The sequence below is a fragment of the Anaeromyxobacter terrae genome (assembly GCF_022690685.1).
GTDB classification, from domain to species: Bacteria; Myxococcota; Myxococcia; order Myxococcales; family Anaeromyxobacteraceae; genus Anaeromyxobacter; species Anaeromyxobacter terrae.
Window position 1 is genome coordinate 22,509 of record NZ_JALCYY010000042.1, and the last position, 25,634, is coordinate 48,142.

The 25,634-nt window shown below is 74.6% G+C and carries 25 protein-coding genes and 1 riboswitch; of the genes, 15 read left to right on the forward strand and 10 right to left on the reverse strand.

Translation table 11 applies throughout. The features are described from left to right. Positions 1–19 precede the first annotated feature (19 nt). A complete protein-coding gene (gene bioF, locus MNY62_RS17665; RefSeq protein WP_242345514.1) occupies positions 20–1,198 on the reverse strand; it encodes an 8-amino-7-oxononanoate synthase in 1,179 nt (392 codons plus the stop codon). Positions 1,199–1,201: 3 nt separating this feature from the next. Continuing rightward, a complete protein-coding gene (bioB, locus tag MNY62_RS17670) occupies positions 1,202–2,311 on the reverse strand; it encodes a biotin synthase BioB (RefSeq protein WP_242345515.1) in 1,110 nt (369 codons plus the stop codon). 158 nt (positions 2,312–2,469) lie between these two features. Here bioB and MNY62_RS17675 point away from each other — a divergent pair, with 158 nt between their 5' ends. Then, complete coding sequence (locus MNY62_RS17675) at positions 2,470–2,622, forward strand: lmo0937 family membrane protein (protein ID WP_242345516.1); 153 nt, start codon at positions 2,470–2,472, stop codon at positions 2,620–2,622. 120 nt (positions 2,623–2,742) lie between these two features. Here the strand turns inward: MNY62_RS17675 and MNY62_RS17680 are convergent, their stop codons facing one another. Continuing rightward, complete coding sequence (locus MNY62_RS17680) at positions 2,743–2,982, reverse strand: YgaP family membrane protein (protein ID WP_242345517.1); 240 nt, start codon at positions 2,980–2,982, stop codon at positions 2,743–2,745. Between the two features lie 113 nt (positions 2,983–3,095). On the opposite strand from MNY62_RS17680, the gene radA reads away from it, so the two are divergent. After that, entirely contained in the window at positions 3,096–4,481 is a 1,386-nt protein-coding gene (gene radA, locus MNY62_RS17685; protein ID WP_242345518.1) for a DNA repair protein RadA, read from the forward strand. A gap of 182 nt (positions 4,482–4,663) precedes the next feature. Here radA and glpK read toward each other — a convergent pair whose 3' ends face one another. After that, positions 4,664–6,142, reverse strand: a complete 1,479-nt coding sequence (glpK, locus tag MNY62_RS17690) for a glycerol kinase GlpK (protein ID WP_242345519.1) — start codon at positions 6,140–6,142, stop codon at positions 4,664–4,666. A 2-nt stretch (positions 6,143–6,144) separates the two neighbouring features. Further along, positions 6,145–7,038, reverse strand: a complete 894-nt coding sequence (locus MNY62_RS17695; protein ID WP_242345520.1) for an alpha/beta hydrolase — start codon at positions 7,036–7,038, stop codon at positions 6,145–6,147. A gap of 101 nt (positions 7,039–7,139) precedes the next feature. Between MNY62_RS17695 and MNY62_RS17700 the strand changes: the two genes are divergently transcribed. The 9 genes from MNY62_RS17700 (at position 7,140) to MNY62_RS17740 (ending at position 15,796) form a co-directional block, all read left to right on the forward strand. Next, a complete protein-coding gene (locus MNY62_RS17700) occupies positions 7,140–7,451 on the forward strand; it encodes a DUF3467 domain-containing protein (RefSeq protein WP_242345521.1) in 312 nt (103 codons plus the stop codon). Next, complete coding sequence (locus tag MNY62_RS17705; protein WP_242345522.1) at positions 7,451–8,260, forward strand: ABC transporter substrate-binding protein; 810 nt, start codon at positions 7,451–7,453, stop codon at positions 8,258–8,260. The genes MNY62_RS17700 and MNY62_RS17705 overlap by 1 nt, the downstream gene beginning before the upstream one ends. 148 nt (positions 8,261–8,408) lie before the next feature. After that, on the forward strand, positions 8,409–8,669 hold the full coding sequence (locus MNY62_RS17710) for a hypothetical protein (protein ID WP_242345523.1): 261 nt from the start codon (positions 8,409–8,411) through the stop codon (positions 8,667–8,669). Next, the gene (locus MNY62_RS17715; protein ID WP_242345524.1) at positions 8,666–8,986 is read left to right on the forward strand and encodes a helix-hairpin-helix domain-containing protein; all 321 of its coding nucleotides are present in this window, start codon (positions 8,666–8,668) and stop codon (positions 8,984–8,986) included. The genes MNY62_RS17710 and MNY62_RS17715 overlap by 4 nt, the downstream gene beginning before the upstream one ends. Before the next feature lie 302 nt (positions 8,987–9,288). Next, positions 9,289–9,435, forward strand: a riboswitch (cobalamin riboswitch). Positions 9,436–9,518: 83 nt separating this feature from the next. Next, entirely contained in the window at positions 9,519–11,483 is a 1,965-nt protein-coding gene (locus MNY62_RS17720) for a TonB-dependent receptor plug domain-containing protein (protein WP_242345525.1), read from the forward strand. Further along, a complete protein-coding gene (locus MNY62_RS17725) occupies positions 11,480–13,069 on the forward strand; it encodes an MXAN_6577-like cysteine-rich protein (protein WP_242345526.1) in 1,590 nt (529 codons plus the stop codon). The genes MNY62_RS17720 and MNY62_RS17725 overlap by 4 nt, the downstream gene beginning before the upstream one ends. Next, positions 13,057–13,971 carry an ABC transporter substrate-binding protein gene (locus MNY62_RS17730; RefSeq protein ID WP_242345527.1) on the forward strand — a complete coding sequence of 305 codons (915 nt, stop codon included), beginning with the start codon at positions 13,057–13,059 and terminating at the stop codon, positions 13,969–13,971. Before MNY62_RS17725 ends, MNY62_RS17730 begins: the two co-directional genes overlap by 13 nt. After that, positions 13,968–15,008 (forward strand): FecCD family ABC transporter permease, encoded by a 1,041-nt coding sequence (locus MNY62_RS17735; RefSeq protein WP_242345528.1) that lies wholly within the window; start codon positions 13,968–13,970, stop codon positions 15,006–15,008. The genes MNY62_RS17730 and MNY62_RS17735 overlap by 4 nt, the downstream gene beginning before the upstream one ends. Next, the gene (locus tag MNY62_RS17740; RefSeq protein ID WP_242345529.1) at positions 15,005–15,796 is read left to right on the forward strand and encodes an ABC transporter ATP-binding protein; all 792 of its coding nucleotides are present in this window, start codon (positions 15,005–15,007) and stop codon (positions 15,794–15,796) included. The genes MNY62_RS17735 and MNY62_RS17740 overlap by 4 nt, the downstream gene beginning before the upstream one ends. 238 nt (positions 15,797–16,034) lie before the next feature. On the opposite strand, the gene MNY62_RS17745 is transcribed toward MNY62_RS17740, so the two are convergent. Next, positions 16,035–16,895, reverse strand: a complete 861-nt coding sequence (locus MNY62_RS17745) for a hypothetical protein (protein ID WP_242345530.1) — start codon at positions 16,893–16,895, stop codon at positions 16,035–16,037. A gap of 104 nt (positions 16,896–16,999) precedes the next feature. Here MNY62_RS17745 and dksA point away from each other — a divergent pair, with 104 nt between their 5' ends. From dksA to MNY62_RS17760, 3 genes are all read left to right on the forward strand, one after another. Beyond that, positions 17,000–17,353 (forward strand): RNA polymerase-binding protein DksA, encoded by a 354-nt coding sequence (dksA, locus tag MNY62_RS17750; protein WP_242345531.1) that lies wholly within the window; start codon positions 17,000–17,002, stop codon positions 17,351–17,353. A gap of 267 nt (positions 17,354–17,620) precedes the next feature. Next, entirely contained in the window at positions 17,621–18,490 is an 870-nt protein-coding gene (gene galU, locus MNY62_RS17755) for a UTP--glucose-1-phosphate uridylyltransferase GalU (protein WP_242345532.1), read from the forward strand. After that, complete coding sequence (locus tag MNY62_RS17760; RefSeq protein ID WP_242345533.1) at positions 18,487–19,257, forward strand: LolA-like protein; 771 nt, start codon at positions 18,487–18,489, stop codon at positions 19,255–19,257. Before galU ends, MNY62_RS17760 begins: the two co-directional genes overlap by 4 nt. A 230-nt stretch (positions 19,258–19,487) precedes the next feature. Here MNY62_RS17760 and MNY62_RS17765 read toward each other — a convergent pair whose 3' ends face one another. From MNY62_RS17765 to MNY62_RS17775, 3 genes are all read right to left on the reverse strand, one after another. Then, a complete protein-coding gene (locus tag MNY62_RS17765) occupies positions 19,488–20,960 on the reverse strand; it encodes a sigma-54-dependent transcriptional regulator (RefSeq protein WP_242345534.1) in 1,473 nt (490 codons plus the stop codon). Positions 20,961–20,977: 17 nt separating this feature from the next. Further along, a complete protein-coding gene (locus tag MNY62_RS17770; RefSeq protein WP_242345535.1) occupies positions 20,978–22,525 on the reverse strand; it encodes a sensor histidine kinase in 1,548 nt (515 codons plus the stop codon). 149 nt (positions 22,526–22,674) lie between these two features. Continuing rightward, complete coding sequence (locus tag MNY62_RS17775) at positions 22,675–23,649, reverse strand: diguanylate cyclase (RefSeq protein ID WP_242345536.1); 975 nt, start codon at positions 23,647–23,649, stop codon at positions 22,675–22,677. A 163-nt stretch (positions 23,650–23,812) separates the two neighbouring features. On the opposite strand from MNY62_RS17775, the gene MNY62_RS17780 reads away from it, so the two are divergent. Then, positions 23,813–24,580, forward strand: coding sequence for a hypothetical protein (locus MNY62_RS17780; protein WP_242345537.1), 768 nt, complete (start codon positions 23,813–23,815; stop codon positions 24,578–24,580). A gap of 408 nt (positions 24,581–24,988) precedes the next feature. On the opposite strand, the gene MNY62_RS17785 is transcribed toward MNY62_RS17780, so the two are convergent. Beyond that, positions 24,989–25,634: HNH endonuclease (locus MNY62_RS17785; protein WP_242345538.1), on the reverse strand; the 646-nt coding region annotated here is incomplete at its 5' end.

Sequence of the window (25,634 nt, forward strand, 5' to 3'; positions counted from 1 at the left end):
CGCGCCCGCGCGCCCTGCTTCACCCCGTCGCGACCCCGGGCAGCACCTCCTCGAGCGCCGCGAGGAACGCGTCCACCTGCGCGTCCGTGTGCCCGGCGGTCAACGTGACGCGCAGCCGGCTCGTGCCGCGCGGCACGGTGGGGGGCCGGATGGCGCGCACGTAGAAGCCGCGCTCGCGCAGCGCCTGCGAGGCGGCGACGGCGCGGGCCTCGTCTCCGAGGATCACCGGGAAGATCGGCGCCGCCACCCGCGCCACGTCGAACCCGAGCCGGGTAAGGCCCGCCTTCATCCGCGCGACGAGCGCGGCGAGGCGGGCGCGGCGCTCCGGCTCCGTCGCGACGATCCCGAGCGCGGCGAGCGCCGCGGCGGAGGCGGCGGGCGCGGGGGCCGTGGTGAACACGAACGTGCGCGCGCGCGTGACGAGCAGCTCGACGAGCCGCCGCTCCCCGGCCACGAACGCGCCGGCCGCGCCGAGCGCCTTGCCGAGCGTTCCCATGTGCACGTCGACGCGGTCGGCGACGCCGAGCGCCTCGGCGAGGCCGCCGCCGCGCGGCCCGAGCACGCCCTCCGCGTGCGCCTCGTCCACGTAGAGCATCGCGCCGTGCCGGTCGCAGAGGTCGGCGAGCTCGCGGAGCGGCGCCGCGTCGCCGTCCATCGAGAAGATCGCGTCCGTGACGACGAGCTTGCGCCGCGCGCGCGTGCGCGCGAGGAGGTCCGCGAGCTCCTCAACGTCGCAGTGCCGGTAGCGCACGAGCTCGGCGCGCGACAGGAGGCAGCCGTCCAGGATGGACGCGTGGTTCAGCACGTCGGAGAAGACGGCGTCGTCGCGCCCGACGAGCGCCGCGGGGACGCCCGCGTTGGCGTGGTAGCCGGAGCCGAACAGGAGCGCCGCCTCCGTCCCGGCGTGCGCCGCGAGCGCCCGCTCGAGCGCGCCGTGCACCGGGAGATCGCCCGCGACGAGGCGCGACGCGCCGCTCCCCGCCCCCTCGCGCTCGGCGGCCTCGGCCGCGGCGCGCCGGAGGCGCGGATCGGCAGCGAGCGCGAGGTAGTCGTTGGAGCAGAGGTTCACGAGCCGGCGGCCGCCGACCTCCACCTCGGGCCCCTGGGGCGAGCCGATGGGCTCGAGGGCGCGCCGGAGCCCCTTCGCCCCGAGCGCCTCGAGCTCGCGATCGATCCAGTCGAGCGAGCCGCGCGCCATCGCCTACGCGCAGCCGCCGCGCGGCGCGCCGACGACCGGGAGCGCCCGCTTCCCGCCCGGCTCGGCCGCCCGGCGGTTCCACTCCGCGTCGCTCGGGGCCGTCCCGTCGAACGACCAGGCGCGGCCGGTGTCGGGCGGGCGGAGCGAGAGCCCCTGGCCCTCCACCATCTCGACCGTCTCGCCCGGCCCGCGGCCCGCGCTCGTGAGGTAGTTGCCGACCATGGTGCCGTTCGCGCCGGCCCGGAAGATGAGGTGCTGCCGCGCGCCGAGGTTCACCTCGCGGCCGCCCATCACGAAGATGTGCGCCGCCGGCATCATGAGCCGGAACACCGCGATCGCGGCGAGGCACTCCTCCGCCGTGATCGCCTGCACGTGCTCCATCGGCGTGCCGGGCCGCGGGTTCAGGAAGTTCATCGGCACGCAGTCGATGCCGAGCTCGCGGATCGTCTCGGCGAGCTCGACGCGCTGCTCCGGCGTCTCGCCCATCCCGAGGATGCCGCCCGAGCAGAGCTGCAGGCCCTGCCGCTTCGCGGCGCGGATGGTCTCGAGCTGCTCGTCGTAGGTGTGCGTGGTGCAGACCTTCTCGAAGAAGCTGCGCGCCGTCTCGAGGTTGTGGTGGTAGTGCATGAGCCCGGCGGCCTTGAGCCGGACGAGCTCCGGCTCGCGCACGAGGCCGAGCGACGCGCACGGCTCCACCGCCGTCTCGGCGCGCAGCTTCCGCACCGCCTCCTCGATGGTCGCGAGCTCGCCCTCCTTCGCGACGCGCGTACCGGAGGTCACGATCGAGAACTCGCGCGCGCCGGCGCGCTCCGCCGCCTTCGCCTGAGCGACGATCTCCTCGGCCGGGACGAGCGGATAGACCGGCGCGTCCGCCTCGGGGAAGTGCGCCGACTGCGAGCAGAACCCGCAGTTCTCCGGGCAGCGGCCGCTCTTCGCGTTCGTGATGCCGCAGAGCGCGACCTCGTCCCCGTGGACGGCCCGGCGCACGGCCTCGGCGCGATCGAGCAGCGCCTCGAGCGCGGGGCCGGAGGTGTGGCGGATGAGCGTGCGCGCCTCGTCGGCGCCGATGGGCGTGATGCCGGGCGGGAGCTGGGTCTCTGCGGTCTCGCACATGGGAGCCGCACGATAGAGGCCGCGGATCCGGTCGTCAACCGACCGGGCAGGCAGGGGTTTACGACGCGGCGCGCCGCCCGCGCGCGAGCCGGCGTGGGGGAGCCGGCGGCTGCGTCGCCTCCGGAGGAGTGGCTAGCTTTCGGATCGGGAGGGAAACAATGCTCTGGACGATCACGATCCTGCTCGTCGTGCTGTGGGCCATCGGCATGGTCTCCGGCGCGGCGCTCGGCTGGTGGATTCACCTGCTGCTCATCCTCGCGGTCATCTCGCTCATCTTCGCCGTCATGCGCCGCGGCTCCGCTGCGATCTGACCCGGGCGGCGGCGTCGTCCCGTACGGCCGGCGCCGCCGCGTCGTTCCCGCCGGTCGCTGACCGGCCAGGCGTACCAGCGCCAGCGCGGCCGTCGCCCGGCCGGGAGCCCCGCGCCGGCGTCACGCGTCGTTCGGCTGCGCGGCCACGGCCGGCTCTCTCCTGGCCAGCCCGGCCTTCTCGAGGATCATCTCGGCCGGGCAGAACCCGGTGAAGGCGCTCTGCAGCAGGTTCACGCCGACGAAGGCGGTGAGCCACAGAAAGCGCGCCGACACGAACAGGGGACTGCCTGCGACCCCCAGGACGAGAGAGGCGAGGACGAAGGTTCCGGCGATGACGCGAACGCCGCGATCCACGGTCATGCGTTGAGCTCCTTGGGACGTCGAGGCGGGACGCCCTGCGCGATCGGAGACGACGGGGCGCGAAAGGATTCCGGGCGTCCCGCGATGGTCAGAGCGGCGTGATAGCTGAACGCATGGCCCGCCCCGCCCCGAAGGCGAAGACCGTCTACGCCTGCGCCGAGTGCGGCCAGACGAGCCCGAAGTGGCTCGGCCAGTGCCCTGCCTGCAAGCAGTGGAACACGATGCAGGAGGAGCTCGCCGCCCCTGAGCCGAAGGGTGCCGTGCCACGCGGGTGGGGGGTCGCCAGCTCCGCGAAGCCGATCGCGCTCAGCGAGGTCGAGGCGCGCGACGAGGAGCGGCAGCGCACCGGCATCGGCGAGCTCGACCGCGTGCTCGGCGGCGGTGTCGTCCCGGGCGCGCTCGTCCTGCTCGGCGGCGACCCGGGCATCGGCAAGTCGACCCTGCTCCTCGCGGCGCTCGACCGCCTCGCGCGCGCCACCCCCGACCGGACGGTGCTGTACGTCTCCGGCGAGGAGTCGGCGCGCCAGGTGAAGCTCCGCGCCGACCGGCTGGGCGTCGGCGCCGGGAACCTCCGCGTCCTCGCGGAGACCGACGCGCAGAAGGTGCTGCACGCGGCGGAGGCGCTCGCGCCCGCCGCCGTGGCGGTGGACTCGATCCAGACGCAGTACCTGCCCGAGCTGCAGAGCGCGCCGGGCACCGTGACGCAGATCCGCGAGGTCGCCGCGCGGTTCATGGCGTACGCGAAGACGACCGAGACGCCGGTCTTCCTCGTGGGCCACGTGACGAAGGACGGCGCCATCGCCGGCCCGCGCGTCCTCGAGCACATGGTGGACACGGTCCTCTACTTCGAGGGCGGGGGCGCGCACCCCTACCGCGTGCTGCGGGCCCACAAGAACCGCTTCGGCTCGGCGAGCGAGATCGGGGTGTTCGAGATGAAGGCGGGCGGGCTCGCCGAGGTCACGAACCCATCGGCGCTGTTCCTCGCCGAGCGCCCCGAGGACGCGCCGGGCAGCGCCGTGACCGCGGTGCTCAACGGGACGCGCACGGTGCTCGTCGAGATCCAGGCGCTCGTGGCGCCGACCGGCTTCGGAACCCCGCGCCGCACCGCGCTCGGCATCGACTCGAACCGCGTCGCGCTCCTCGCGGCGGTGCTCGAGAAGAAGGTCGGGATGGAGATCCTGGGCTGCGATCTCTTCGTGAACGTCGCCGGGGGGCTCTCGGTGGACGACCCCGCCGCGGATCTCGCCGCCGTGGCCGCGCTCGCCTCGAGCTTCCGGGATCGCGCGCTGCCGCGGCGTACGCTCGTGCTCGGCGAGGTCGGCCTCGCGGGCGAGGTCCGCGCGGTGTCCCAGCCCGAGATCCGGCTCGCCGAGGCCGCCCGGCTCGGGTTCGAGCGCGCCATCGTCCCCGCCGCGAGCGCGCGGCACGCGGAGGTGCCGTCGGGGATCGAGATCGTCGGCGTGGACACGGTCGCCGACGCGCTCGACCGGCTGGGGTGACTGCCGCGCCAGCGCACCAAGCTCGTTCGACGAGGCACACGAAACCGGAGCCGAGGCGGGCTACCGCAGCGACGCGCGCCGAGGCGCTCCTTCGACGGAGCCGCGCACAGCGGCGCCTGGCAGTGCGCCGCAGGCGCAAGGAGCGAGGACGCCCGCCGCAGGCCCGGGATCGTGCGCCGCAGTCAAGCCGACTGGACGGCCTTGCGCCACTTCGCCAGATGCCCCTCGCGCTCGACCGGCTTCATCTTCGGGTCGAAGCGCTTGCCCACCTTCCACGCCTTCCGGATCTCCTCGCGGTCCTTCCAGAAGCCGGTGGCGAGGCCGGCGAGGAACGCGGCGCCGAGCGCGGTCGTGTCGATCATGCGCGGCCGCTCGACGGGCACGTCGAGCAGGTCGGCCTGGAACTGCATGAGCAGGTCGTTCTGCGAGGCGCCGCCGTCCACCTTGAACACCGGGTAGGCCTTGCCGGCCTCGGCGCGCATCGACTCGGCGAGATCGTAGATGAGGAAGGCGATGCCCTCGAGCGTCGCGCGGGCGAGGTGCGCTGCGGTCACGCCCCGGTCGATGCCGCGGATGACGCCGCGGGCCTCGGGCCGCCAGTGGGGTGCGCCGAGCCCGGCCAGCGCGGGGACGAACACGAGGTCGCCCGTGTCCTTCACCTGCTTCGCGAGCACCTCGACGTCCGGCGTCTTCTTGAAGAGGCCGAGCCCGTCCCGCAGCCACTGCACGGCGGCCCCCGCGATGAAGGAGGAGCCTTCGAGCGCGTACGTCACCTCGCCGGCGACGTCCCAGGCGACGGTGGTGAGGAGACCGCGCGACGACAGCACCGGCTCCTTCCCGACGTTCTGGAGCAGGAACGCGCCGGTGCCGTAGGTGCACTTCGCCTCGCCGGGCTGGAAGCACGCCTGGCCGAACAGCGCCGCCTGCTGGTCTCCCGCCATGCCCGCGACCGGGATCCCGTCCGGCAGGACCTTCACGTTCCGCGTGACGCCGTAGACGTGCGAGGAGGGGACGATCTCGGGGAGCACGTTGCGCGGCACGCCGAACAGGTCGAGGAGCTCGCGGTCCCACGCGCGCGTGCGGAGGTCCATGAGCAGCGTGCGGCTCGCGTTCGACACGTCCGTCACGTGGGTGGCGCCGTTCGTGAGCCGCCAGACGAGGTAGCTGTCGATGGTCCCGAACGCCGCCGCGCCGGAGTCCGCCCGCTCGCGCAGGCCGCGGACGTTGTCGAGGAGCCAGCGCATCTTGGTCGCGGAGAAGTAGGGGTCGATGACGAGCCCGGTCTTCTCGCGCACGCGCGGCTCGTGCCCCTCCGCCTTGAGGAAGGCGCAGACGTCGGTGGTGCGCCGATCCTGCCAGACGATCGCGTGGTGGAGCGCGCGCCCCGAGATCCGGTCCCAGGCCGCGGTCGTCTCGCGCTGGTTCGTGATCCCGATCGCGGCGATGTCGCGACCGGTGAGGCCCGCCTCGCGCAGCGCCCGCTGGACCGTCGCGATCGTCGACCCCCAGATGTCGTCGAGGTCGTGCTCCACCCAGCCCGGCTTCGGGAAGATCTGCCTGAACTCCTGGTTCACCCGGGCGCGGAGCCCGAGCCGCTTGTCGAGGACGAGGACGGTCGTCCCGGTCGTCCCCTGGTCGATCGCCATGACGTAGGAAGCCATGCTCACCTCGCGCGCGGGCGCCGCCCCGTCCCGCGCCGCCTCGTGCCACCGTCCTGCTCCCGCGTCCCGGCCCCGTCCTCACCGCGCGCCCTCCGTCCAGGCGCCGCCGAGCCGCGCGCGCCCGGCACGGGGAGGCCGGTCAGGAAGCGCGCGGTCACGTCCGCGCAGAGGTCGCGCTCCACGTCGATGCCGACGAGGTGCCAGCTGTCCTCGAGGATCACGAGCTCCGCCGGCCCGCTGCCGATGCGACGCGCGAGCCGCCGGGACCCGCCGACGGTCACGGTGTGATCGTGCGCCCCCGCCACGACGAGCGCGGGCGCGGCGATGCCCGGCAGCTGCCGGTCCACGTGCTCGGCGAGCGCGGTGAGCTCCGCGACCGCCGCGAGCGGCACGCCGCCGAGGGTCGGGCCGCGGTTGCGCTCGCGCATCTCGGGATCGTGCACGTCCGAGCCGGCCTCCTTGGGGACGACGAGCCGGGAGAGCGGACCGAGTCGCGCCAGCAGGGCGCCGAGGCGGCCGTGGAGCTGGAGCTCGAGCGCCGGCGCGAGGAGGACGAGGCCGTCGACACGCTCGGGGTGATCGTGGGCGAGCGCGCAAGCGACGAGCGCGCCCATGGAGCAGCCGACCACGAAGGTGCGCCGCGCGCCCTCGAGCCGGGCGAGCTCGCGGCGCGCCTTGGCGACCCACTCCGGCCACGGCACGCCGAGCAGCTCCCGAGCGTCGCCGCCGTGCCCCGCCATTACGGGCGCGAGGCAGCGCATGCCCGCCTCGGCGAGGCGGCGCGCGACGACGTGCATCTCGAAGGTGGAGCCGGTGAGGCCGTGCAGGAGCAGCACGGCGTCCGGGCCGCCGCGCAGCTCGAACTCCCTCCCGTGCTCGATCCCCGTGCGTGCCAACCGAACGATCGCTTACCCCTGGACGGGCCTCGTTTCAATGCTCCCGGTGCGGCGGCCCCGTCCAGGCAGCGCTCCCGGCGCCGGCATGCTAACACCGCTCCATGCCCGACAAGCCCGGCGCCCCGCCGCACGCGATCCAGCTCCAGCTCGAGATCGACCCCGTCACGGCGAACGGCGTCTTCGTGAACATGGCGATGGTGAACCACACCGAGACCGAGTTCACCCTCGACCTCGTCTACATCCAGCCGCAGGCGCCGAAGGCCACCGTCCGCTCGCGGATCATCACGACGCCCAAGCACATGAAGCGGCTCATGCTCGCGATCCAGGACAACGTCGCGAAGTACGAGGCGCGCTTCGGGGAGCTCGACCTCGGCGACACGCCACACTTCCCCCACGGCGGCGCGGTGGCGTAGTGCGGATCTCGTCGCCGCTCCTCGGCACGATCCTCGAGCTCCCGGAGCGGCCCGCGCGGATCGTCTCGCTCGTATCGTCGGCGACCGAGGCGCTCTTCGCGCTCGGCGCCGGCGCCGCGGTCGCGGGCGTCACGCCCTACTGCGCGCGGTACGTGCCGGGCCTCGCCGCGCCCGTGGTGGCCGACTACGTCTCCGCGGACCCGGAGGCGATCCGCGCCGTGCGCCCGGACCTCGTCGTCGCGACCGACGGCGTGCAGCTCCCGCTCGCGCGCCGGCTCGCGGCGGCGGGTCTCCCGGTCGCGCTCCTGCCCGTCCCGCAGAGCCGGTTCGGGATCCTGGAGAACACCGTCGCGCTCGGGGCGCTCGCCGGAAGGCTCGCCGAGGCGAGGGCGCTCTGCGACCGGCTCGAGCGCGCGTGCGCCGAGCTCGTCGCCTCCGCGCCGGCGCCGCGGCCTCGCGCCTACGCGGAGCTCTGGTTCGGGCGCCACGTGCGGCGCCCGGGCGGGCGCGCGTTCGTGCACGACCTGCTCTGGCTCGCCGGGCTCGATCCGGTCCACGGCGATCGGCCCGACGCGTACGCCCCGCCGGACCTCGACGAGGTGCCACGGCTCGCGCCCGACTGGGTGATCGTGTTCTCGGAGCCGGAGCACCCCATCGACGCCGAGGCGCTCGTGCGCGAGCGCGGCTGGGATCGGGCGTTCGCCCCGCGCCTGCTCGCGTCCACCACCGAGCGCGGGCGGAACCTCATCCACGACGGACCGTCCTTCGTCGACACCGCGCGCTGGCTGCGCGGCGCGATCGCCCGCTGAGCGGCCGCCCCGCGACCGCCGGGGCCGAGCCTGAACCTCCGTTCCGTGCTCGGCCCCCGTGCTGTCGCGGGGTTCGGACCGGCACGCGCGCTGCTCTCCAGCCGCCTCGCGCGCACGACCGCGCGCCCGAAACGGAACGGAGAGAACGATGAGCGACACGAACGACAAGGGTGGCGGCCGGAAGCTCGCCGTCTACGCCATCCCGGACAGCGCGAACGGCGAGCGGACCTGGTGGCCGAAGATCGGCGTCGCGTTCATGAACCGCGACGGGAGCATCGCGATCCTGCTCGACGCCCTGCCCCTCGGGACGAACAAGCTCCAGGTGCGCGAGATGCGCGAGGACGGCCGGCCCGCGGGGAACGGGGCGCCTCGCCGCGTGGGGCTCGAGACGGTCGAGGTGCGGCCGTGAGGCGCGCACTCCTCGTCGCGGTCACCGCCGCCGTGCTGCTCCTCGCCTCCCCCGCGCTCGCGGGGAAGAAGGCGCTCGCCCCGGGCGAGCGGATCGATCTCAACCGCGCGAACGTGGCCGAGCTCATGCGCCTGCCCGGCGTCGGCGAGAAGCGCGCCCAGGCGATCGTCGCTCAGCGGACCCGGCAGCCGTTCCGCCGGCCGGAGGACGTGCTCGTCGTGAAGGGGATCGGCCCCGCGTGGCTCGCAAAGGTGAAGGCGAACGTCACGGTCGGAGCGCCCTCGCCGGGCGCCGCGTCGACCACCGCGCGGCGCTGAGAGGTCGTGAATCAATCTCCGGACCGAGCGGGCGGACGAGACGCAAGCAGCGCGAGGCGCGACGACCGAGCATACCCGTAGGGTATGTGAGGGAGGAGCAACGAAGCGATGCGCCGCGGATCGTCCGCCGCGGCGACGGGAGGCGATTGGTTTACGGCCTCTGAACCCCCGCGGATCCTCGGGAACCCGGCCGGCGCCTCCACTCTCCGGCCGGGTCTCCGCGCGCGGCCCTGCGGGAGGCTGCTTGACACCCGGCGCGGGCGGGCGCTACTCGTGGCGTCGTTTCAAGCGGCACGGAGGACAGGGAAGCCGGTCGAAGTCCGGCGCGGTCCCGCCACTGTAGCCGGGTGAAGGTGCCTCGGAAGTCACCACTGCCGCAGACGCATCGCGGTGGGAAGGTGGAGGTACCGCGCGGAGCGTCCCTCCGCGGCCCGGGAGCCAGGAGACCTCCCTCCGAGCCTGTCGCGCATGGTGCGCGGCCTCGCCGTTCGCGGCGAGCAAAGATGCATCGGGTCCGGAGGAGACCCGACACTTGGGCTCGACTTCCCGTTCACCGGGGCGCCCGTGCGCCCTCATCGCCGCGCTGGCGCTCGTCCTCGCGCAGCAGGCGCGCGCCGACGGCGCCGCGCAGGACGCGGCCCCGCCCGAGGGCGAGCCGCCCGTGCGGCTCCCCGAGGTCGAGATCCGCGTGCCGCGCGCGGAGGTCGAGAAGGATCCGACCGCCTCCGCGACGGTCGTGTCCGCGAGCCGCTTCGAGGGCGAGGCGAAGGACGTGGCGCAGCTCCTCGCCACCGCCCCGGGCGTCTCGGTGACCCGCTACGGCACGCTCGGCCAGCTCGCCACCGTCTCGGTGCGAGGCGTCGCCGCCGACGGCGTGAAGGTGCTGCTCGACGGGCTCCCGCTCGGCACGGCCGGCGGCGGGGTCGATCTCTCGACCATCCCGCGCCAGTGGATCTCGCGCATCGAGGTGGTGCGCGGCGCGGCGGGCGCGCAGTTCGGGGCGGGCGCGCTCGGCGGCGCGGTGAACGTCGTGATGCGCCAGGGCGAGCAGGGCGAGCTCGCCGCAGAAGCGACCGCCGGCGCGTTCGGCACCTACGCGATCTCCGCCGACACCGTCGCCGCGGTCGGGCCGTTCTCGCTCTTCGTGGCCGCCACCGGCGAGGACACGCAGGGCGACTTCAGCTACCTGTTCGACGACCGGCCGTCGCTGCCAGGGAGCCCGCTCGAGGACCGGACGCGGCAGAACAACGGCGCGCGGCGCGTCGGCGCGATCGGGAAGCTCGGCGGGGTCGCCGGCGGCTTCCGCGTCGATGGCCTCGCGCAGCTCACGTCCGGGAGGCGCGAGCTTCCCGGCTCGCCCTACCAGCCGACGCCCGGCGACTGGGAGGAGGACGGGCGGGTGCTCGCGATGCTGCGGGTCGCGCGCGAGGTGCGCCCTCGCCTCACGCTCGCCGCTCGTGTGTTCGGCCGGCGCGACCTCCTCGACACGCGGCTCGCCGCGACGGGCCCGGACCCCACGCGGCAGCGCGGCGGCGCCGGCGGGCTCGAGCTCGAGGCGGGGCTCTCGCACGGGCCGGGCGTCCTCACCGCCGCCGCCTCCGCGGAGGTGGAGGGCTACTCGAGCGACGCGCTCGGCGGGACGCGGAACCGGGCCGGCTTCGCGGGCGCGCTCGCGGAGGACCTGCTCCTCGCCGGCGGCCGGCTGCGGATCGGTCCGTCGGTGCGGGCGGAGCGGACCGGCGGATACTCGGGCATCTCCGCGAAGCTCGGCGCGGCGTTCGAGCTCGCCCGCGGCCTCGCGCTCCGGGCGAGCGGCGGACGCACGTACCGCGTACCGAGCTTCGCCGAGCTGTACCTCGAGCAGGGGCTCCTCGCCCCGAACCGCGACCTGCGGCCGGAGACGGGCGCCGGCGCGGACGCGGGGCTCGTCTACGACGGCGCGCTCGGGCTCCTCTCCGTGGGCGGCCACGCGACCGTCTACGACGACATCATCACCTACGAGCCGGCGAGCGTCGGCAGGTTCCGTCCGTTCAACACCGGCCGCGCGTTCGTCGCGGGCGTGGAGGCCGAGGCGGCGACTTCGCCCTGGCGGCGCGCGCTCGGGCTCGCCCTCTCCGGCGCGTACACCTTCCTCCCGACGGAGGTGCTGCGGGGCAGCTCCGACGTGCTCGGGAACGCGCTGCCCCGCCGGCCGCGCCACCGCGTCTACGCGCGCGCCGCGATCTCGCCCGGCAGGCTCGGCGCCCACTTCCAGGTCGAGCACGTGCGCGACCAGTACCTCGACATCCGGAACCAGGCCCGGCTCCCGGATCAGACGATCCTCGGCGCCGGCGCCTCGGTGCGAATCCTTCGCGAGCCGCTCGTGGCGCTGCACCTCGAGGTCGAGAACCTCGGCGACGACCGGACGCTCCTCGACGGCTACGGCAACCCCCTCCCCGGCCGGACGTGGATGGTCACGCTCCGCGCGGGGACCTCTCGACGTGAAAGGACCCCATGACCCTCCGCTCCCCCCTCGCCGTCGCGCTCGCCCTCGCGCTCGCCCTCGGCTGCAAGAAGGACCTCGTCTGCCCCTCTGGCGAGGTCGAGTGCGGCGGCCGCTGCGTGTCGCTCCTCACGGACGCGGCGAACTGCGGGGCGTGCGGCGCGGCCTGCGGCGCCCTCGAGGTGTGCGGCGCCGGGAGCTGCGGCTGCGCGCCGGGCGTCGGCGTCTGCGGCGGCGCCTGCACCGACCTCGCCCGGGACGCGCAGCACTGCGGCGCCTGCGACGTCGCCTGCGGCGCGGCGGACTACTGCACGACGCAGGGGGACGCCACCGCCTGCACCGCGGCATGTCCCGATGGGTTCACGGCGTGCGGACGGTCGTGCGTCGAGCTCGCGACGGACCGCCAGAACTGCGGCGCGTGCGGCAAGGCCTGCGGCGCGGGGGAGTCGTGCCGCGACGGCGCCTGCCGCGCCGAGGTGTTCGTCGCCTGCTACGCGACGGGGGACGTGCGGCCGGTGACGGTCGACCTCGCCCCCGCCGGCGCCCCGCGCCTGTCGCGCGGCGGTCCCACGGCGCTCGCGATGGGCGCGGACGTGCTCTACACCGCGAACGGCTTCCCCGCCGGGGTGGGCGTCGTGCCCATCGACGCGAGCCTGCCGACGAGCCTCACCGTGCTCCCCGGGAACGACCTGCAATACCTGACGACGTACGCCGGCGCGGTGCTCGCCGCGAACTCCGGCGTCGGCACGCTCGTGGTCCTCGACGCGGCGGGCGGGGTGCTCGACGAGATCGTGCTCCCCGGCGACGCTCCGAACCCCCACGGGCTCGCCGTCGCGGGGACGACCGCGTACGTCGCGCTGTACGGCAACGGGCCCACGGGCGACCAGACCGCCCCGGTCGGCCAGCAGATCGCGAAGATCGATCTCTCCGGGCTCGCCGAGTGCGCGAAGCCGGATGCGCCGGCCTGCGGCGCCGGCGGCGCCTGCGCCGCAGGGCGCGAGTGCCGAGACGGCCGCTGCCGTGCGCGCTGCGGCGAGGTCAAGGGCACGATCGACGTCCTCGCGGTCCCGGGCAGCTCCGACGCCCCGGGCTACCCGTTCCCGAACCAGGTGGCGACGGTCGGAGGCCGCGTGTTCGTGTCGCTCCCGAACTTGAAGTTCGCGGACTTCGGCGGGGGCTTCGCCGGCTACTTCGCGCCGGCCGGCAACGGGCGGCTGCTCGTCATCGACACCGCCGCGAGCGACGCGACCTCGATCGTGGACCTCGGGCCCGGCTGCAAGAACCCGGGCGACGTCGCGGTGCTGGGCTCGACGGTGTGGATCGCGTGCGGCTCGTTCTCCTTCCCGACCGAGGCCCCGGGCGCGGTCGTCCCGGTCGACGTCTCGGGCGCGCCGAAGGTCGGCGCGGCGGTCGACGCGAGCGCCATCGTGCCCGGGAACCTGGCGTTCTGCGGCGGACGGGGCTACGTCACGGATCAGAGCTCGGGCAAGGTGCTGCCCTTCGACCCGGCGTCGCGTGCCACGGGCGGCGCGACCGAGGTCTGCCCGGTGAATCCGGACACGCACTTCGCCTGGGTGTCCGACATCGCATGCAGCGAGTGATCCGCGCCGCCACCCTGGCCCTCGCCGTCGCCGCGCTCGCCCCGTCGCGCGCGGCGGCGGACGATCCCCTGCGCCCGAGCGGCAAGGGCGCCGCGGAGGGCGGCGCGATCTGGGTGGGGCCGCGCCCGAAGGCGCCGCCCCGCCGGATCGTCGTGCTCGCGCCGAGCCTCACCGACGTCGTCGTCGCCCTGGGCCACGCCGACCGCCTCGTCGGCGTGACGCGGCTCGACGACTCCGCCGAGGTGAAGGACCTCCCGCGGGTGGGAGGGTTCCTCGACCCGAGCCCGGAGGCGGTGCTCGCGCTCTCTCCGGATCTCCTGCTGTGGGTGACGGACGGGGGCGCCCTCGGCGCGGTGCGGCGCATCGCCGAGCTGTCGGCCGCGTCGCGGCACCCTTTCCCCATCCTCGCCATCCCGATCGTGAACGTCGCCGACGTGCTCGCGACGCCGCGCCTCGTGGGCGACGCGCTCGGGGATCCCGCCGGCGGCGAGCGGCTCTCGCGATCCCTCCGCGCGGCGGTGGACGACGTGCGCCGCCGGGCGCGGGACGTGAGGCGGAAGCGCGTCCTCTTCGTCGTCGGGCGCGAGCCGCTCGTGGTGGCGGGCCCGCGGAGCTTCCCCGACGAGCTCCTCGCGATCGCGGGGGCCGAGAACGTCGTCCGCGGCGAGCGGCCCTGGCCGGTCTACCCGCTCGAGAAGGCGGTCGTGGACGACCCGGAGCTCGTCGTGGACGGCGCGGCGCGCGAGCCGGCGGAGGGCATCGCGCGCCTCTCCGCGATCCCCGCGGTCCGCCGCGGCCAGGTGTTCCGGATCCCGAACGACGATCTCCTCCGGGCCGGGCCGCGGATGGTCCGCGGCCTCGACGCGCTCTTCCGCGGGATCCATCCCGAGGCGAGCCGGTGACCGTGTCCCCCGCAGCTCGGCTCGCGCTCGCCCTCGCCGCCGGCGTCGTCGCCGTCGCCCTCGCGGTCGCCCTCTCCTGCGCGCTCGGCGCCCAGCCGATCTCCATCTCCGCCGCGCTCGCGGGCCGCGATCCCGACGCCGCGATCCTCCTCGGCCTGCGGCTGCCGCGCGCGGTGCTCGCCGCGCTCGTCGGCTGCGCACTCGCGGCCGCGGGCACCGCGCTCCAGGCGCTGCTGCGCAACCCGCTCGCCGAGCCGTTCGTGCTCGGTGTCTCCGGCGGCGCCGCCCTCGGCGGCTCGATCGTGCTCGTCGCGGCGGCGGGGCTCGCGCACGTCGCGGGGGGCGCGGGCGAGGCGCTCGCCGCCGCCCCGCCGGTCGCGGCCGGCGCGGTGCTCGGGGCACTCGCCTCGACCGCGCTCGTGTTCGGGCTCGGCCGCGTCGCCGGGCGGCTCGTGCCGGAGGCGGCGCTCCTCGTCGGCATCGTCTTCAACGCCTTCGTCGCGGGCGTCATCACGCTCATCAAGCTGCTCGTCCCGCCCGAGCAGGCGAGCCGGCTCATGTACTGGCTCGTCGGGGCGGTCGGCTACGAGACGTCCGGCACGCTCGCCGTCGGGGCCGTCCTCATCGCGCTGTCGGTCGGGGCGCTCGTCGCGCTCTCCGCGCGGCTCAACGTCCTCACGCTCGGGGATGAGGAGGCGGCCTCGCTCGGCGTCGACGTGAAGCGCGCCCGCGCGGCGGTGTTCTTCGCGGCGAGCGCGGCGACCGGCGCGGCGGTCGCGCTCGCCGGCATGGTGGGCTTCGTCGGCCTCATCGTCCCGCACCTCGTGCGCCGCGTGGTCGGCCCCGACCACCGCCTGCTCGTCCCGGCCTCGGCGCTCTTCGGCGCGGCCTTCCTCGTCCTTGCCGACGCGCTCGCGCGGCTCGCGTTCCTGCCGCTCGGCACCGAGCCGCCGGTCGGCGCGGTCACCGCCTTCCTCGGCGGGCCGTTCTTCCTGTGGCTCCTCCGCCGCACCGAGCGGCCGTCGGAGGCGGCGTGACCGCGCCCGCGCCGGGCCCCATCGTCGAGGTGCGCGGCGCCTCGTTCGCCTACGGTGCGCGGAACGCGCTCGAGGACGTCTCGTTCACCGCTCGCGCGGGCGAGTTCGTCGGGCTGCTCGGCCCGAACGGCGCCGGCAAGTCGACGCTCGCCCGGCTCGTCGCGGGCCTCGCCGCGCCCTCGTCCGGCACGGTCCGCCTGGCCGGGCTCGATCCCCACGCCGCGCCGCGGCGCGAGGTCGCACGGGTGTGCGCGCTCGTCCCGCAGGAGCCGCACGTCGGCTGGCCGTTCACGGTGCGCGAGGCAGTGATGATGGGCCGCACGCCGCGCCAGGGGCTCCTCGCCGTCGCGACGCGGCTCGACCACGGCGCCGTGCAGGGCGCGCTCGAGGCGTGCGACCTCGTCCACCTCGCCAGCCGCCGCCTCGACGCGCTCTCCGGCGGCGAGCGGCGCCGCGTGTTCTTCGCGCGGGCGCTCGCGCAGGAGGCCCGCGTGCTGCTCCTCGACGAGCCCACCGCATTCCTCGACCTCGGCCACCAGGTCGCGGTGATGCGGATGGCCCAGCTCGCCGCCCGCGGCGGCCTGTGCGTCGTCGCCGTGCTGCACGACCTGAACCTCGCCGCCGCCGCCTGCGACCGGCTGGTGGTCCTCTCCGGCGGCCGCGTCGTCGCGGAGGGCCGTCCGGCAGACGTCCTCACCGACGCGCGGGTGAGCGAGGTGTGGGGGGTGCCGGTGTGGCGCGGGGAGAACGGGGCGACGGGGAAGCCGATCGTGCTGCCGAAGGTGTGAGCGGCGCTCCGCGCCCCGCGCGCACGCCCGAAAAGCGGGCAAGACCCTAGGCGCAGCACGCCGCGCGCAGGGAGGGGCCCCGTCGCAAAGCGACGGGGAGGGATGCAATCCCTCCCGGCGGGGAACCTGCGCGCACCCGCGACAGCGGGCGCGCAGGTTCACGGGCCCCGCCGACAGGGGGTGGGGCCCCGACGACGGCGGTCAGCCGTCGGCGGGGCGGGGGACAGCGTCCCCCGCACTAATCGAACAGATAGAGCTTGAGGGAAGCCGCGATGGTCCTCGCCGACGTCGCGTCCAGGCTCTGCCGGTACCCCACGTCGAGCGCGACGCCGCCCCGCGTGACGATGCCCGCGCCGAGCGACCACCACGACGTGTCGATCACCTCGTCGCGCGCCCAGCCGGCCCGGAGCGGGACGAGGCCGCCGAGCAGCACCTCGGCGCCGACGCCGTAGCGGTTCTTGGTCGTCTCGGCGCGATCGAGGTCGGCGCGCCAGTCGGCGGTGACCTGGAACGCGCGATCGTTGCCGAGCGTGAGGCCCGCGCCGACGCCCATCGGCGCGATCGCCTCGTTCGCGATGGGCACGAGGTTGTAGCCGACCGCGCCGAGCGACAACCACTCGCCCACCTGCCAGAAGAGGCCGGCGTCGCCGGTCGCCGCGCTCACCTTGTCGTTCGCCCGGAGCGAGAGCCACTTCGCCGCGACCCCGAGGTAGAGCTTCTCGGCGATCGGGCCGGCGAGCGCGAGGTGGACGATGTTCCCCGTGTAGTCGCCGTCGATCGCGCGCAGGTACGAGACGCCCGCGGCCACCGGCGACGAGAGCGAGTCGACCACCGAGCCGCCGAAGAGCTTCGCGACGCTCGTGGCACCGCGCCGATCGACGAAGCCGCCCGTCTCGACCGAGTAGCGCCGGCGCGCCCCGATCGTCGCGGGGTTCACGAGGATCCCGTCGTTGCCCGCCGCCATCCCCACGCCGGCGGAGAGCGCGAGCGTACGCGGACCGGCGAGGTCGGGGACTCCACCCGCCGGAGGCAGCTCGGCGGCGGCGGCCTGGGCGGCGACGAGGAAGACAGCGAGGGCGCTCAGGGTTCGCGCGTGCACCGGGCGAGGATACGGGGAGGTCACGCCCCCGGCAAGGATGCTTGTGGCCGTTTTCGGGAACGCGCTACGGTCGAGTGGGACCCGCTCGAAGAAGGAGGACGCCCATGCGCAAGCGCGACACGGATCGCTACCGCGCGCAGCTCGAGGAACAGCTGAGCGCGCTCCTCGGGCAGTCCGAGCGGGCGGTCCACGAGATGTCGGGCGGCGAAGGCCGCCAGATCCCCGACCCGAACGATCGCGCCACGGCCGAGGAGGGCCGCAACTGGGCGCTCCGGCTGCGCGACCGCGACCGCAAGCTCATCTCCAAGATCCAGGAGGCGCTCGCGCGCCTCGAGGCCGGCACCTTCGGCCGCTGCACGTCCTGCGGACACCCGATCGCGTCCGCGCGGCTCCGTGCACGCCCGGTGACGGACCTCTGCATCGGCTGCAAGACCGAGGCGGAGCGGCTCGAGCGCTAGACGCCCGGCTGCGCAACCGCCCGCAGGCCGTCGCACCGCCCACCGCCTCGCGGCGTCGTGCGGCGTCGACGAGCGGGCGGTCGAGGTCGTCCCTCGACTCCGCGTCTCGGCTGACGCCGATACGCTACGCTCGGGATGAGCGGCCTTTCGGAGTCGAGGTCGGGTTCGCCGTTCGACGTCCGTGCGACGAGCCCGCCGGGCCGCCGCCCCCGATGGACCACAGACGGACTTCTGCCGCGCGCGGAGCGGGGCTAGATTGCCGGCACCATGGAGAATCGGACGATCCGCAAGGCCGTCATCCCCGCAGCGGGCCTCGGCACGCGCTTCCTCCCCGCGACGAAGGCGGTCCCGAAGGAGCTGCTCCCCATCGTGGACACGCCCACCATCCAGTACATCGTCGCCGAGGCGGTGGCGGCCGGCGTGCGCGACGTGATCCTCGTCGTCGCCCGAGGCAAGGAGTCGATCGTCGATCACTTCGACATCGCCGCCGAGCTGGAGGCGCACCTCGAGCGCACCGGCAAGCACGAGCTCAAGAAGCAGATGCGGTCGATCGCCCAGATGGCGAACGTCATCACCGTCCGGCAGCAGGAGCCGCTCGGCCTCGGCCACGCGGTGCTCTGCGCCCGGGACGTCGTCGGCGACGAGCCGTTCGTCGTGATGCTCGGCGACGACGTCATCGACGCGAAGGTGCCGGGCGCGAAGCAGCTCGCCGACTGCTACGCGCGGCACGGCCTCGGCACGGTGGCGCTCATGGAGGTCCCGCGCGAGGAGACGCCGATGTACGGCATCGCCGCCGGGAGCGAGATCGAGCCGCGCACCGTCCGGGTGGACCGCCTCGTCGAGAAGCCGAAGCAGGACCCGCCCTCGAACCTCGCGGTGATCGGCCGCTACGTGCTGCCGCCGCGCATCTTCCAGGTCCTCGAGCAGGTCCATCCCGGCGTCGGCGGCGAGATCCAGCTCACCGACGCGCTCGCGGTGCTCGCGCGCGAGGAGGGGCTGCTCGGCTACCGGTTCGAGGGAGACCGATATGACGCCGGCGACCGATTGGGGTATCTCAAGGCGAACCTCGCGTTCGCGCTGAAGCGCCCCGAGCTCGCGGGCCCGCTCCGCGAGCTCATGAAGGAGATGTCCCGTTGACGAAGCGCCTCCTCGCCGCCCTCGCCGTCGTCGCCATCGCGCTCCCCGCCGCCGCGTACGTCCTCCCGGTCTCCAGCATCCTCGCGCGCCTCGCGGCGAGGCGCGCCGAGCTCTCGCTCGCCTCGCTCGAGGCCCAGGGCACGTTCCAGGCGGAGGGCCCGGACGCACAGAAGCTCGCGCAGGCGGCGGGGGTCGAGCTCCGCGGCCGGGAGCTCAGCGTGCCGGCGCGCTTCCTCATGAAGGTGCCGGGCCGCTGCCGCCTCGAGCTCGCGCCGCTGGACGTCCCCGAGGCGAGCCGGCCGTACGTCGCGATCCGCGACACCCGCGTCGTCGGCTCGCGCGGCCTCGCCGAGCTCCCCGCCGCGGTCGCGCTCGTCCGCTCCACGTGCGCGCTCCTCGGCCCGTCGCTCGCCGGCGGAGGCGCCGGCGCGTACGCGAGCGCCCTCGGGCGCCGCGGCGTCTCGACCTCGGAGGTGTCGCTCGGCCGGTTCGACGGCCGCCTCGCCTACGTGGTCGGCGCGCGGGCGACGAGCAAGGACGCGAAGCCCGTCGCCTACGTGGACAAGGAGACGTTCCAGCCGATGCGGCTCGTCTCGGCCGAGGGCGGCGCCATGCTCGACGTCCGCCTCCTCGGCTGGGGCTCACCGACCGGCGGCGACTGGTTCCCGCGCGCCGTCGAGGTCTGGAAGGGCGACGCCGTCCAGCTCCGCTTCACGACCGAGAAGGCCGCCGCGAACCCGCGGCTCGCGGATCCGCTGTTTCCGTAGAAGCGGGGGCTGCGCCCCCGCCCCTGCTCGGCGGGGCCGTGAACGGTCGCGCCCGCTTCGCGGGTTCGCGACCGTTCCCCGCCGGGAGGGACTGCGTCCCTCCCCGTCGCTTCGCGACGGGGCCCCTCCCTGCTGAGCGCGTGCGGCCCGGCGCGGCGTGCGCCACCGCGGTGGCGGCTCCGCCGCGAACGCGGCGGCGCCCCGGCGGGCTCGCTTCGCTCGCCGCCTGCCTACCCAGCGACCCGATCCGCCTCGTCCGTCTCGCCCGTGTCCGGCTCCACGTCCGTGCGGTACTTGCGCAGCACGCGCTTGAAGTTGGAGCGGTCCATGCCGGCCTTGCGGGCGGCCGCCGAGATGTTGCTGTCGCAGTGGCGCATCAGCGTCTCGACGTAGCCCTTCTCGAACCGGCGCAGCGCCTGCTCCTTCGCGGCGGCGTAGGACATCGTGAGCCACACCGCCTCGTCCCCGCTCGCGGGCGCCTCGCGCACGAGCGGCGCGGTGCGGCCGGTCACGGCGGGCGGGAGGTCCGAGGCGCTCACCGCCTCGCTGCGGCAGAGCACGACCGCGCGCTCGATCGCGTTCTCGAGCTCGCGCACGTTGCCCGGCCAGCGGTAGCCGCAGAGGAGCTCGACCGTCTCCGGCGACAGCGTGCGCACGCGCTTGCCGAGCCGCTCCGCGTAGCGGCGCAGGAAGTGGTGCGCGAGCAGCGGGACGTCGTCGACGCGATCCCGGAGCGGCGGGAGCGGGATGTTGATGACGTTGAGCCGGTAGAACAGATCCTCGCGGAACCTCCCGGCCTTCACGAGCCGCGGCAGGTCGCGGTGGGTGGCGGCGACGACCCGCACGTCGACCCGCACCGAGTCGGCCGACCCGACGCGCTTGAGCTCGCCCTCCTGCAGCACGCGCAGGAGCCGGACCTGGGTCGCCATCGGGATGTCGCCGATCTCGTCGAGGAAGATCGTCCCGCCGTCGGCGGCGTCGAACAGGCCCTTCTGGTCGCGCTGCGCGCCGGTGAACGCCCCCTTCACGTGGCCGAAGAGCTCCGACTCGAGCAGGGTCTCGGTGAGCGCGCCGCAGTTCAGCGCCACGAACGGCTGGGCGCGGCGCGGGCTGCGCGCGTGCAGCGCCCGGGCGACGAGCTCCTTGCCGGTGCCGCTCTCGCCGGTGACGAGCACGGTGGTCGCGCTGTACGCCACGGCCTCGATCATCCGCACCACCTCGCGGATGGGCGCGGAGTTGCCGACGAGCCCCTCCGGCGCCGCGCCCTCCTTCTCGCGGAGCTGCGTCTCGAGCCGGCGGTTGCGGTCGAACAGCATCTTGCGCTCGGCCGCCTTGGCGACCGCGCGCGCGACGAGCTCGACGTCCTCGAACGGCTTCGTGAGGTAGTCGTAGGCGCCCGAGCGCACCGCGGACAGCGCGGTCTCGACCGTGGCGTGCCCGGTCATCATGATGACCTCGACCTCGGGGCGGCGGTGCTTCACCGCCGACAGCAGCTCGAGGCCGGAGAGCTGCGGCATCTTGATGTCGAGCAGCGCGACGTCGAAGTCCTCGTGGGCGAGGCGCTGCGTCGCCACGATGGGCGAGTCGAGCGCGACGACCGAGTAACCCTGCTGCTCGAGCAGGGCCTGGAGCGCGCGGAGGAGCGTCGGCTCGTCGTCGACCACGAGGACGCGTACGGGCTTGGTGTCTGTGCCATCGGCCATGGTGAGGTCCCCTCGGTTCAGTGCTTCGGCTGCGCCGCCGGCAGGTCGACCACGAAACAGGCGCCCCCCTCAGGGCTCGGCTCGACGCGGATCGAGCCGCCGTGGTCCTCGGCGATCTGGTAGCAGATGGAGAGGCCGAGCCCGGTGCCCTTCCCCTCCGGCTTGGTCGTGAAGAACGGCTCGAAGATCCGCTTCGCGATCTCCGGACGCACGCCCGGCCCGGTGTCGGCGATGGACACGCGCACGCGCCCGGGAGCTGCGCCGGGGCCGGCGGCCACGGTGAGCCGCCCCGCGCCGTTCATCGCCTGGATCGCGTTCACGGCGAGGTTCACGAAGATCTGCTGGAGCTGGTTCGCGTTCCCGAGCGCGGTCACCGGCCGGTAGTCGCGCACCACCTCGACCCCACCGTCCTTCATCTGCGGACGGAGCAGGAAGAGGGCGTCGTCGGCGACCTGCGCGAGCTCGACCGGGCCCTTCTCCTCGCCGCGCGGGCGGCGCGAGAAGCGCAGCAGGCTCTCGACGATCCGCTTGGCGCGCATCGCCGCGTCCTGGATGAGCTTCAGGTTCTCGAGGTCGGCCGGCGGCCGATCCTCGCGGCTCATGAGCTGCGCGAAGGCGAGGATCCCGCCGAGCGGGTTGTTGATCTCGTGCGCGACGCCGCCGGCGAGCTGGCCGATGGCGGACATCTTCTCCGCCTGGAACAGCCGCTGCGTCACCTCGCGCTCCTCGGTGACGTCCTTCATCACCACCACGAACGCGGCGTCCTCTCCCGTGAACGGGAAGGACCGGACGAGCCAGGTGCGATCGTCGTGGACGGCCTCGGCGCCGCCCGTCGCGACACGGCACCGCGACGGGCAGGGCAGCGCGCCGAACGCGTGGCCGGCGCAGCGCAGGCCGGGGAGCTCGTTCACGGCGACGCCCGCGGCGCGCGCGAACGCCGCGTTCGCGCGGACCACCTCGCAGCCGCCGCCCTTCACGATCACCACCGGATCGCCGAGCGCGTCGAAGCAGGCGCGCCATTCCTCGGCGGCGCGCACGAGCGCCACCTGGCGCGCCACGAGCCGCGCGTCGAGCTCGCGGTTCATCCGCTCGAGCTCTGCGTTGCGCGCGGCGAGCTCGCCGGTGAGCCGGTCGTTCTCCTCGATCGTCCAGAACTGGTCGACCGCGCTCCGCACGGTGATGAGCAGGTGCGCGTCGTCCCAGGGCTTCCAGATGAAGCGGGAGATCTCGGAGCGGTTCACCGCCTCCTCGATGGCGGCGGAGTCGGCCTGACCGGTGAGGAGGACCCGCTGGACCCGCGGCCAGCGCTCCTTCACCCTCCGCAGCAGCTCGATGCCCGACATGCCCGGCATCCGGTGATCCGAGACGACCGCCTGCACGGGCTCGCGCTCGAGGATCTCGAGGGCGGCCTCCGCTCCGGCCGCCTCCAGGATCCGGCAGCGCGCGCGGCGGAGGACGCGCTGGAGCGCACGCCGGACGAGCTCGTCGTCCTCGACGATGAGGAGGGTGCACTCCCGGCCGGGCCCGGGGTGCACGCGTCCCGCCGAGATGACCTGCGCGTCCATCACGGGGTGCCCCCACGGTGCATCGTCCGGTCCACGGGGGACGGACCCGGAGAGCAGTGTTTTCGCTGCGTTGAACGCGCTCGGACCCGGGTACCGGTGCGCTCCGGGTCAACGTATACCCTTACCCTGACAGTAACGCCACTTCGCGCTCAGTCGTTGGCGGGAGGGACAGGGGGCGGCGTCGAGCCGGGGGACTGGTAGAGACAGATGGTGTTCCGTCCGGCACGCTTCGCCTGGTAGAGCGCCTCGTCCGCGAAGCGGAGGAGGCGCTCGTGCGCGGTGACGTCCTTCGAGGGGAAGAACGCCACGCCGAGCGAGGCGGTGACGCGCAGCTCCGCCGGCCCGCCGGGCGCGTCCGCCGGGACCGCGTACGCCTTCGCGCCGAGCGCGCGCCAGATCCGCTCCGCGACCGAGAGCGCGCCGGGCAGGTGCGTCTTCGGCAGGATGACCGCGAACTCCTCGCCGCCGTAACGGCAGCAGATGTCCGGATCGCGGATCGACGCGCGCACGACGGCGGCCGTCTCGCGCAGCACCGCGTCGCCGGCCGGGTGCCCGTGCCGATCGTTCACGGACTTGAAGTGATCGAGGTCGATCATGATGAGCGACACCGGATCGGCGTAGCGGTGCGCGCGGCAGAACTCCTCGTAGAGCCGCTCGTCGAAGAAGCGCCGGTTCTTGAGACCGGTCAGCGCGTCGGTGACGGAGCGCTCCTCGAGATCGCGCTGGGCGCGGCGGAGCTGATCCTGGAGCGACTTGATGCGCAGCATCGCCGCGCAGCGGGCGAGGACCTCCGCCTCGGCGAACGGCTTCGCGAGGAAGTCGTCCGCGCCGAGCCGCAGCCCGGCCACCTTGGAGTCGACGTCGCACCTCGCCGACAGGATCATGACCGGGACGAAGGGCTCCTCCGGCTGCGCCTTGACGGTGCGCAGCACCTCGAGCCCGTCCACGTCCGGGAGCATGAGGTCGAGCAGCACGAGATCGGGCGGCTCCGCGCGGATGGCGCGGATCGCCTCACCGCCGTCGCGCGCGATCCGCACGCGGTAGCCCTCGCGCCGCAGCACGGACACGAGCCACTCGACCTGGCTCGGCGCGTCTTCGACGACGAGGATCTCCGGAGCTGCCACGCGGTGCGACTCTAGCCGAGATCCTTTGGCCCCCCAAGGATGGCCGGCGGCCCGCCCCCCGGTCCGTGCGACGCGGGCCCGCGCGCACACCGGCGCCGCGCGCACACCGCCGGATCCCACCCGGGCGTTTCCGCCGCCTCCGGCGCGCCCTAATCAAGTGACCATGAGCCGCCGCACGCGCCCCGACGCGCAGGAATCCATCCTCGCCGCCGTGCTCTCGCGGGCCGCCGCCGCGGCGCCCAGGGGCCTCGTCGTCCTGGACCTGGACTCGACGCTGCTCGACAACCGCCCGCGCCAGGCGCGCATCCTCCAGGACTACGGCCGGGTCGCGGGCCTGCCTGCGCTGCTCGAGGCGCGCCCCGAGCACTGGCAGGGCTGGGACCTGCGGCTCGCGATGGGCAACGCGGGGCTCACGCCCGCGGAGGTGGACGCGCACGCGGGGCCGGCGCGGCGCTTCTGGGCGGAGTGGTTCTTCACGAGCGCTTACTGCCGCCTCGACGGCGCGCTCCCCGGCGCCGCCGCGTTCGTCCGCGCGCTCGCGAGCACCGGCGCGCGCATCGCCTACGTCACCGGCCGCCCCGCCCGCATGGCCGGCGGCACGCTGCACGTCTTCCGGCGCGAGGGGTTCCCGCCGCCGGACGGCGCGGGAGTCCACCTGCTCATGAAGGACGACCTCGCCCTCGGCGACGACGCCTGGAAGGAGGTCGCGGCCGCGCGCGTCGAGCGGCTCGGTCCGGTGGTCGCCGCGTTCGACAACGAGCCCGCGCACGTGAACCTGTACGCGCGCCGCTTCCCGGAGGCGCTCGTCGTCCACCTCGACACCGATCACTCCGCGCGACCGATCGCGCTGCTCCCGGGGATCCCGGCGATCGCGGACTTCCGCTGCGCGATCACCGGCGACGCGGAGTCAGCCGCCGCGGGAGCCCCGTGACCGGGTCCTGGACGACAGTTCGATTCGCGATCTGCGGTCTCGCGAATCCCGCTGTCGTTCAGCCATGTTCTGACGGGGGCTGCGCCCTCATCATTCATCACGTCCTGAGGCTGCCGACCGTGCCCGCCGTTTCCGTTCGACGAGCGGCCCAGCGCGCAGGCCGGTGGGGCATCGACGAGGTGAGCTCGTGCGGCCCGGGAACGCGCCCTTCGGAGAGCGGTACGCGGGCGGCAAGCGCGCGGCGAGCGTTGACCGCGGGGACCCGGGCCGAGGGGTCGGACGCCTGGCGGAGGCGCGGCGCCGCGACGCTCCGCCCGACGGCAGCTGGAGAGCCGTCGCTCCGGCGCGCGGCCGCGCGAGCGCCGTCCGGGCGCCGCGTCACTCGTCCTTCGTTGGCGCGCGCAAGCCTCACGGCGCCCACATTCCCAGCTGCATGGCGGGACGCGGGGGCGCCCCGCCGGCGCACTCCAGCGGCGTCGGTCCGTCGCCCGGGTTGCGGCGGAAGCGCTCCATGTGCTCGCGTCCGAAGGTCCTCTCGGCGTGAAGAAGGTTATGAGCGCGGCAGGCGAGCCGTAGATTGTCGATCGTCGAGGGCCCCCCGAGCGCGGCGGGTTGGATGTGGTCGAGCTCGAGCTTCCAGCGGCTGTTGCAGCGGCACCCGTCCGGACCGACCCAGGCGCAGCGCCCGCCGTCGCGCTTCCACACCGCGCGGCGCACTATCGCTGGGATCGTGGAGGTCGCCTTCGGGGACGTCGCCGCGGTCGGCTCCGGGCGCTGCTTCTTCCGCTCCGGCGCCACCGCGCCCTTGCGCTTGCCGTGCTTGTCGATGGCGCAGCGGACCGCCTCGTGGAGCACCGCCGCCAGGTCGCCGTCCGGGATCTTGTGCGAGAGAAGGGACCGGAGCGTCTCGAGGTCCTCCTTGCAGGAGCGGTCGAGGGTGACGCGGAGCGACCAGTGGCTCTCGGTGACCGCCACGGTCTCCGGCCTGCGCCTCGGCCTCTCGCTCTCGACCTCGCGCGTGGCAGGCGACGTCGAGCGCGCATCGGGCACCGGC